Here is a 7,117-nt window from a genome sequence, read left to right on the forward strand (position 1 = left end):
AGGGCACCCCCACCGACGTACCGGCGCACGTCAGAAGAACACCGACCTCCGCTGCACCAGCAGCTTGTAGAGCGTGTGCTGAATCTGCTCCCTGACCTGGTCGGTCAAGTTGAACATCAGCATCGGGTCCTCGGCCGCCTCCGGCGGATAGCCGTCCGTCGGGATCGGCTCACCGAACTGGATCGTCCACTTCGTCGGCAACGGCACCGCACCCAGCGGCCCCAGCCACGGAAAGGTCGGCGTCAGCGGGAAGTACGGAAAGCCCAGCAGCCGCGCCACCGTCTTGGCGTTGCCGATCATCGGATAGATCTCCTCCGCCCCGACGATCGAGCACGGAATGATCGGCGCACCCTGCCGCAACGCCGTGGACACGAAGCCGCCGCGCCCGAACCGCTGGAGCTTGTACCGCTCGCTGAACGGCTTGCCGACGCCCTTGAAGCCCTCCGGCATCACCCCGACCAGCTCGCCCTGACCGAGCAGCCGTTCGGCGTCCTCCGCACAGGCCAGCGTGTGCCCGAGCTTGCGCGCCAGCTCGTTGACCACCGGCAGCACGAACACCAGGTCCGCCGCCAGCAGGCGCAGATGCCGGTCGGCCGGATGATGGTCGTGCACGGCGACCTGCATCATCAGCCCGTCCAGCGGCAGCGTCCCGGAGTGGTTGGCGACGATCAGCGCACCGCCCTCGGACGGGATGTTCTCCACGCCCTTCACCTCGACCCGGAAGTACTTCTCGTACACCGGCCGCAGCAGGGACATCAGCACCTGGTCGGTGAGCTCGGCGTCGTAGCCGAAGTCGTCGACCTCGTAGTCGCCGGTGAGCCGACGGCGCAGGAAGGCCAGACCGCCCGCGATACGCCGCTCCAGACCACCGTCCGCGTCCTCCGCCCGCGACTCGGGCACCCCGGACGACTCGGGCGACTCATGTGCCACCGACTCATCGTCCTGCGCGGCCCCCCGCACCGGCAGGGGCTGGACCTCACGGACCGGCACCGACTCCGCCGCCCCCTTGCGCCGGCTCCCCGCGCCGCGGCGCCGCGCCGGGCGCTGGGCCGCGTTCTGGCCGCTCCCCCGCGACCGGTCGTCGTCGAACGGAATGACCTTGGCGTCCGCCATCGTTGATGCGCTCCTCAGTTGGCGCTCTGCGTCGGGAGGTGGCCACTGCCCCGCAGGGACAGCTCCGCGATCCGGTCGACGGCCCCCGCGAGGGCCTCGGGCGGCAGCAGCCCGGCACCGCGACCGCGCGCGAAGTCCGCGAACGCCCCGGCCGTCGTGTACTTCGGCCGGAAACCCAGGGTTTCGCGCATCTGCGTGGTGTCCACCGCCCGCCCGTGGGTGAGCAGCCGGATCTGCTCGGGGGAGAAGTCCGTCATCCCCAGCGTACGCACGAGCGAGCCCGCCCAGGTGACCGCGGGCAGCAGCAGCGGCACCGTGGGACGGCCCAGTCGGCGCGAGCACTGGGAGAGCAGCAGGACACCGTCGCCGGCGATGTTGAAGGTGCCGCTGTTCAGCGTGCCCCGCCGCGGCTCGTGCGAGGAGATCCGCAGCACCTCGATCACGTCGTCCTCGTGCACGAACTGCAACCGCGGGTCGTAGCCGAACACCGTCGGCAGCACCGGCAGCCCGAAGTACGAGGCGAGCGGCGTGTCCGCGCTCGGGCCGAGGATGTTGGCGAACCGCAGCACGGTCACCGCCACGTCCGGCCGACGCCGCGCGAAACCCCGCACGTACCCCTCGACCTCGACCGCGTCCTTGGCGAAGCCGCCGCTCGGCAGCGACTTGGGCGCGGTGGTCTCGGTGCAGACGGCCGGGTCGCGCGGCGCGGACCCGTAGACGTTCGTACTGGACTTCACCACCAGGCGCTGCACGGTCGGCGACTTCTGGCAGGCACCGAGCAGCTGCATCGTGCCGATGACGTTGGTCTCCTTGACCGACGTACGGCTGCCGCTGCCCAGCGGCGTGCCCGTGACGTCCAGGTGGACGACCGTGTCGGCCCCCGTCTCGGCGAGGATGCGCCCGATGGCCGACTGCCGGATGTCCGCCTGGACGAATTCCGCGCCGCCCAGATGATGCTCCGGCGCGACGGCGTCCACGCCGACGACCCGGTCCACGTCGGGATCACGCTGGATGCGCCGCACGAACCGGCCCCCCAGCTGACGGGCCACTCCGGTCACGAGCACGACCTTGCCCAAGATCAGCGCCTTCCTTCCGCCCTACTCCGTAGCCTGCCGGGTTCCCCGCCCGCGGGCCAACTTAGCCGGTCGGTGTTGCACTGTGATGACCGCCGGATGCAGCAAGTGACGAGAATTCGCGGTCGTGGTCCTGGTCGTACGCGTCTTCAGGTACCGGATACGACTGTGGCCCCCCACCGGATGCGGTGGGGGGCCACAGGACACGCTGACGGCGCAGCGTCGCTTACTTCTTGTTGCGACGCTGAACGCGCGTGCGCTTCAGCAGCTTGCGGTGCTTCTTCTTGGCCATCCGCTTGCGCCGCTTCTTGATAACAGAGCCCACGACTACCCTCGCTCACTTCTCATCACTCGGTTGTTGGGCGCCATGGGCCCACACGACCTACGAGGGGCTAGCCTACCCGCCCGAGCGCTGAGGTCGTAATCGAGGTCGTCAGGCCGTTTCCACCCCCACGTAGCTCTCGCGGAGGTACTCGTGAACCGCTTGCTCCGGGACGCGGAACGACCGTCCCACCCGGATCGCGGGCAGATGACCGCTGTGCACCAACCGGTACACGGTCATCTTGGACACGCGCATCACCGAGGCGACCTCCGCCACGGTAAGGAACTGAACCTCGTTCAGAGGCCTTTCGCCAGCTGCAGCCATGACACACCTGAACCTTCCGCACTCGACGGCCACCGGCTTCCCCTTCCGGTGACTCTTCGTCGCTGCGTGCTCACTCCCCAATGTAGGGGCGGGTGATGCGAATGGGGAAGAGGTGCACCCATCGCTTCCCTACCGTGACAGACACGCCCGATTGAGTACGTAGCGGGTGAGCGGCCGGTAGTACTCGGACCGCACAGCGTCATCAAGTGGAACGGCGACGGACACGGCCCCCTCCGCCTCACCGACGAAGAGCGCGGGATCGTTCGTATCGGCCGGCCCGATGGCCTCGAACCCCAGCTGACCTGCTCCGCAGACCCAACCGTGGTCCCCGATCACCAGCTCGGGAAGCGGGCCGCCGGCGTCGGCCGCGGCGGCCAGCACGGTACGAACCGGGAGCGGTGAATGCGTGTGTGCGCCGGGCTCACCACCGGCGCGCCCGGCGCCGGGTTCCCGCACCAACGCGACTCCCCGGACGTAGTCGAGGTTGTACGTGCGTAGACCGAACCGGGTCAATATGTCGACACAGCGACCCTGCGCCGGGGTGAGGACAGCACATCCCGCCGCCGACAGCGCCTCGGCCAAGGCGGCGTAGAAGCCGAGCAGCCGGTGGGGGTGCCCGGTGCCGAGGAGGACCGGTCCGCGACGCTGAGCGACCGCGGCGAGCCGGCCGGCGAAGGCGTCCAACGCGGCCAGCGTCCGGTCGGGATCAATCATGTCCTGGCCCGAAGTATCGTGCGGATCGGCCGAAACCCCGCACCGCTCCGCCATCAGCCCGAGCAGCTCCCGCTGCCCCCACTCCCCCGCCGGATCGATCCCGATCAGCACCCGTGGATCCCGCGCGGCGAACAACCGGTAACTCCGCAGACTCACCTCCCGGGAAGTCGCCACGACCCCGGCAAGACGCACGGCCAGAAGATGAGCCCGAAGAGCTCCACGGGTCAGCACAAAAACGATGCTGCCGCTTCCCCCCACCTCCCCGACGGGGAACGCGAAAACATACCCACGACCGGCGTAACCCTCCCGCCCCGCCGCCGCGGCGAGCGGTCGTCGCCACCCCAGCCGCGGGCAGTCGTCGCCGCCCCTCCAGTCACCGCCTCGTCAAGCCAAAAGCCCCCGCAGCGGAAACACCGCCCGCCGAGCCGCCACCACCGCCTGGTCCAGCCGATCCGCGGGGTCGTACCCCGCCTCCCACGACGCCCACTCCACCGGCCACCGCCCATCAGTCATCCGCATCGGCCCGAGCTGCCGCGTCCGTGCGAACACCTCCTGCCGCCACCCCTCCGGAATGACCGTCTCCGGCTCCACCGGCCGCCCGGCCGCGATCCCCACCAGATGCGTCCACGACCGCGGCACCACATCCACCACCGCGTATCCCCCGCCCCCCAGCGCCACCCACCGCCCCCCGGCGTACTCGTGCGCCAGCTCATGACACGCCACCTGCACCGCCCGCTGGGCGTCCAACGACACGGCCAGATGCGCGAGCGGATCCTCGAAGTGCGTGTCCGCACCGTGCTGTGTCACCAGCACCTGCGGCCGGAAGTCCGCGATCACCTCCGGCACCACCGCGTGGAACGCCCGCAGCCACCCCGCGTCCCCGGTCCCCGCGGGCAACGCGACATTCACCGCCGACCCCTCCGCGCAGTCCGCCCCGGTCTCCTCCGGCCACCCGGTCTGCGGGAACAGCGTCCGCGGATGCTCGTGCAGCGAGACCGTCAGGACCCGCGGATCCTCCCAGAACGCCGCCTGCACCCCGTCCCCGTGGTGCACGTCCACATCCACGTACGCGACCCGCTCGGCCCCCAGCTCCAGCAGCCGCGCGATCGCCAGCGCCGCGTCGTTGTACACGCAGAAGCCCGAGGCCGCACCCGGCATCGCATGGTGCAGCCCGCCCGCGAAGTTCACCGCGTGCAGCGCGTCACCGCGCCACACCGCCTCCGCCGCCCCCACCGACTGCCCGGCGATCAGCGAGGACACCTGGTGCATCCCCGCGAAGGCCGGATCGTCGATCGTCCCGAGCCCGTACGAACCGTCCGCCGCGCCCGGATCCACGGAGGCCGCCTTGACCGCCTCGATGTAGTCCTGCCGATGGACGAGCCGCAGCGTCGACTCCCCGGCCGACCGCGCCGCGACGACCTCCACCTCACGGTCGAGCCCCAGGGCACCGACCAGTCCTCGGGTCAGGGCGAGCCGGACCGGATCCATCGGGTGATCCGGGCCGAAGTCATAGCCCGTTACTGCCTCGTCCCACATCAGCTGTGCGCGGCCGCTCATGCCCGCCACCGTATCGGTCCGGTCGAGCCTCGAACGACCGGGCGTACACGACCGTCACCAGCACCAACACCATCGGTACGAGCATGGCCCCGCGATAGCTCCAGGCATCGCCCAGCGCCCCCACCAACGGCGAACCGACCAGAAAACCGACGTAGTTGAAGACATTGAGCCGCGCCACCGCGGCATCCGACGCCCCAGGCCGGCCGTCCCTCTCTGCGGCGAGCCGCCCCGCCGCCGCGAACGTCTGCGGCACCAGCACGCACAACCCCAGCCCCAGCAGCATGAACCCGAGCATCCCCACCCAGGCCCCCGGCGCCCCCGCCACCACGGCGAACCCACCCGCCGCGACGACCGCCCCGCCCCGCACCACCGCCACGGCCCCGAACCGCCGCACCCCGAAGTCCCCGACGGCACGCCCCACCAGCGTGGTCACCATGTACACGTTGTACGGCACTGTGGCCAGCTGCTCCGAACTCCCCAGCACGTCCTGGAGGTACTTCGCGCTCCAGTTGGAGACGGTCGAGTCCCCGATGTACGCGAACGTCATCACCAGACACAGCGGCAACAGGACCTTGAACCCGACGCCCGCGCCCTCCCCCTTCCGCGCCCCCTCCGCACCGCGGCCCTCCCCGTCGACGTACCACCGGCTGCCCGCCAACGCGGCCGGCACCAGCACCGCCACGACCGGCAGGTACGACACCCACAACGCGAGATCCCAGTGCGCCCCCGCCCAGGCCAGCGAGGCCCCCAGAATCCCGCCCAGGCTGTACGCCGCGTGGAACCCCAGCATGATGCTGCGCCGGTACGACCGCTGCAGGCTCACCCCCAGCATGTTCATCGACGCGTCCAGCGCACCCACGGCAAGCCCGAAGACGGCCAGCGCGACGGCCAGCACCGCCACCCGGTCCCCCGCCCCGACACCGAGCAGCGCCAGCAGCACCACGGGCTGGGACCAGCGCAGCAACCGACTCGGCCGCACCCGCCGCACCAGGCGCCCGGTCACCACACTCCCCACACCGGCCAGAATCGGCACGGCGGCCAGGAAGACGGGCAGCAGCGCGTCGGAGACGCCGTACCTGTCCTGGACGGCCGGGATGCGCGTGACGAGCAGGGCGAATGCGACACCCTGGGCGAAGAAACCGAACGCCAACGAGACCCTGCCGCGCCTCAGCACATCAGTCATGGCGGCGAGCGTAGGGCTCCGGCTTACCCGTGGGTAGATCCAGCCAAAGGTGAATTCCCCTCAGCTAGCGCACCAGCAAGTCGGCCAACTCCCCCATGTCCCCGAAGAGACGAGTGGCCCCGTCCAGCTCGGCGGCGGACGTCATCGCGGTGAACCCGTACACATCCATCCCGGCCGCGGCCGCCGCCCGCACACCGAGCGGGCTGTCCTCGATCACCACACACCGCTCCGGAGCGACCCCCATCCGCTCGGCGGCGTGCAGGAACAGGTCCGGCGCCGGCTTCCCCCGCCCCACGTCCTGGGAACTGAAGATCCGCTCGTCGTCGAACCACCGGTCCAGGCCGGTCTTCCGATGCCCGACCCGAATCCGCTCGTGGCTCCCGGAAGAGGCCACGCAGTAGGCCACCCCGTCCGCCGCGAGCTTCTCGAGCACGCCGACGACCCCGGGCACGGGCTCCAGGTCCCGCTCGAAGGCGGCGAACACCCGCCCGTGGAAGACGTCGTCGAAGTCCTCGGGCAGCCGCCGGCCCGTCCGCTCCAGGATCAGGTCATGAACCCGGTGCATCGCGGCACCCATGTAGTCCCGAAGGGAGTCCTCGTACGACGTCGGGTGTCCCAGCTCGGTCAGATAGCCGGACAGCAGCCGATTGGAGATCGGCTCACTGTCGACGAGGACGCCGTCGTTGTCGAAGATAACCAGGTCGTAGCGCATAGGAAGACAGTAAACGCGACCGTGAACGCAGAAAACCCCGCACCGTTCCCGGTGCGGGGTTTCCCTTTGAATAATTGTTCGGCGGCGTCCTACTCTCCCACAGGGTCCCCCCTGCAGTA

8 protein-coding genes are annotated in these 7,117 nt (G+C 70.2%); all 8 read right to left on the bottom strand.

Going from position 1 to position 7,117, the window contains the following annotated elements:
- Positions 1-30: 30 nt before the first annotated feature.
- On the bottom strand, positions 31-1,113 hold the full coding sequence (locus tag ACIQ6R_RS36330) for a lysophospholipid acyltransferase family protein (protein ID WP_404226253.1): 1,083 nt from the start codon (positions 1,111-1,113) through the stop codon (positions 31-33).
- 14 nt (positions 1,114-1,127) lie between these two features.
- On the bottom strand, positions 1,128-2,189 hold the full coding sequence (locus ACIQ6R_RS36335; protein ID WP_404186710.1) for an NAD-dependent epimerase/dehydratase family protein: 1,062 nt from the start codon (positions 2,187-2,189) through the stop codon (positions 1,128-1,130).
- Between the two features lie 223 nt (positions 2,190-2,412).
- Positions 2,413-2,511 (bottom strand): 30S ribosomal protein bS22, encoded by a 99-nt coding sequence (locus ACIQ6R_RS36340; RefSeq protein ID WP_003948845.1) that lies wholly within the window; start codon positions 2,509-2,511, stop codon positions 2,413-2,415.
- Positions 2,512-2,619: 108 nt separating this feature from the next.
- Positions 2,620-2,832 (bottom strand): helix-turn-helix domain-containing protein, encoded by a 213-nt coding sequence (locus ACIQ6R_RS36345; protein ID WP_004984898.1) that lies wholly within the window; start codon positions 2,830-2,832, stop codon positions 2,620-2,622.
- Positions 2,833-2,961: 129 nt separating this feature from the next.
- A complete protein-coding gene (locus ACIQ6R_RS36350; protein ID WP_404226261.1) occupies positions 2,962-3,777 on the bottom strand; it encodes a phosphatase in 816 nt (271 codons plus the stop codon).
- Between the two features lie 153 nt (positions 3,778-3,930).
- Positions 3,931-5,103: an acetoin utilization protein AcuC gene (locus ACIQ6R_RS36355; RefSeq protein ID WP_404226254.1), complete on the bottom strand. Its 1,173-nt coding sequence runs from the start codon at positions 5,101-5,103 to the stop codon at positions 3,931-3,933.
- Positions 5,054-6,286 carry an MFS transporter gene (locus ACIQ6R_RS36360; protein WP_404226256.1) on the bottom strand — a complete coding sequence of 411 codons (1,233 nt, stop codon included), beginning with the start codon at positions 6,284-6,286 and terminating at the stop codon, positions 5,054-5,056. Before ACIQ6R_RS36360 ends, ACIQ6R_RS36355 begins: the two co-directional genes overlap by 50 nt.
- 64 nt (positions 6,287-6,350) lie before the next feature.
- Positions 6,351-6,998, bottom strand: a complete 648-nt coding sequence (locus ACIQ6R_RS36365; RefSeq protein ID WP_404226257.1) for an HAD family hydrolase — start codon at positions 6,996-6,998, stop codon at positions 6,351-6,353.
- Positions 6,999-7,117 lie beyond the last annotated feature (119 nt).

The sequence above is a fragment of the Streptomyces sp. NPDC096048 genome, assembly GCF_044763415.1.
Lineage (GTDB): Bacteria > Actinomycetota > Actinomycetes > Streptomycetales > Streptomycetaceae > Streptomyces.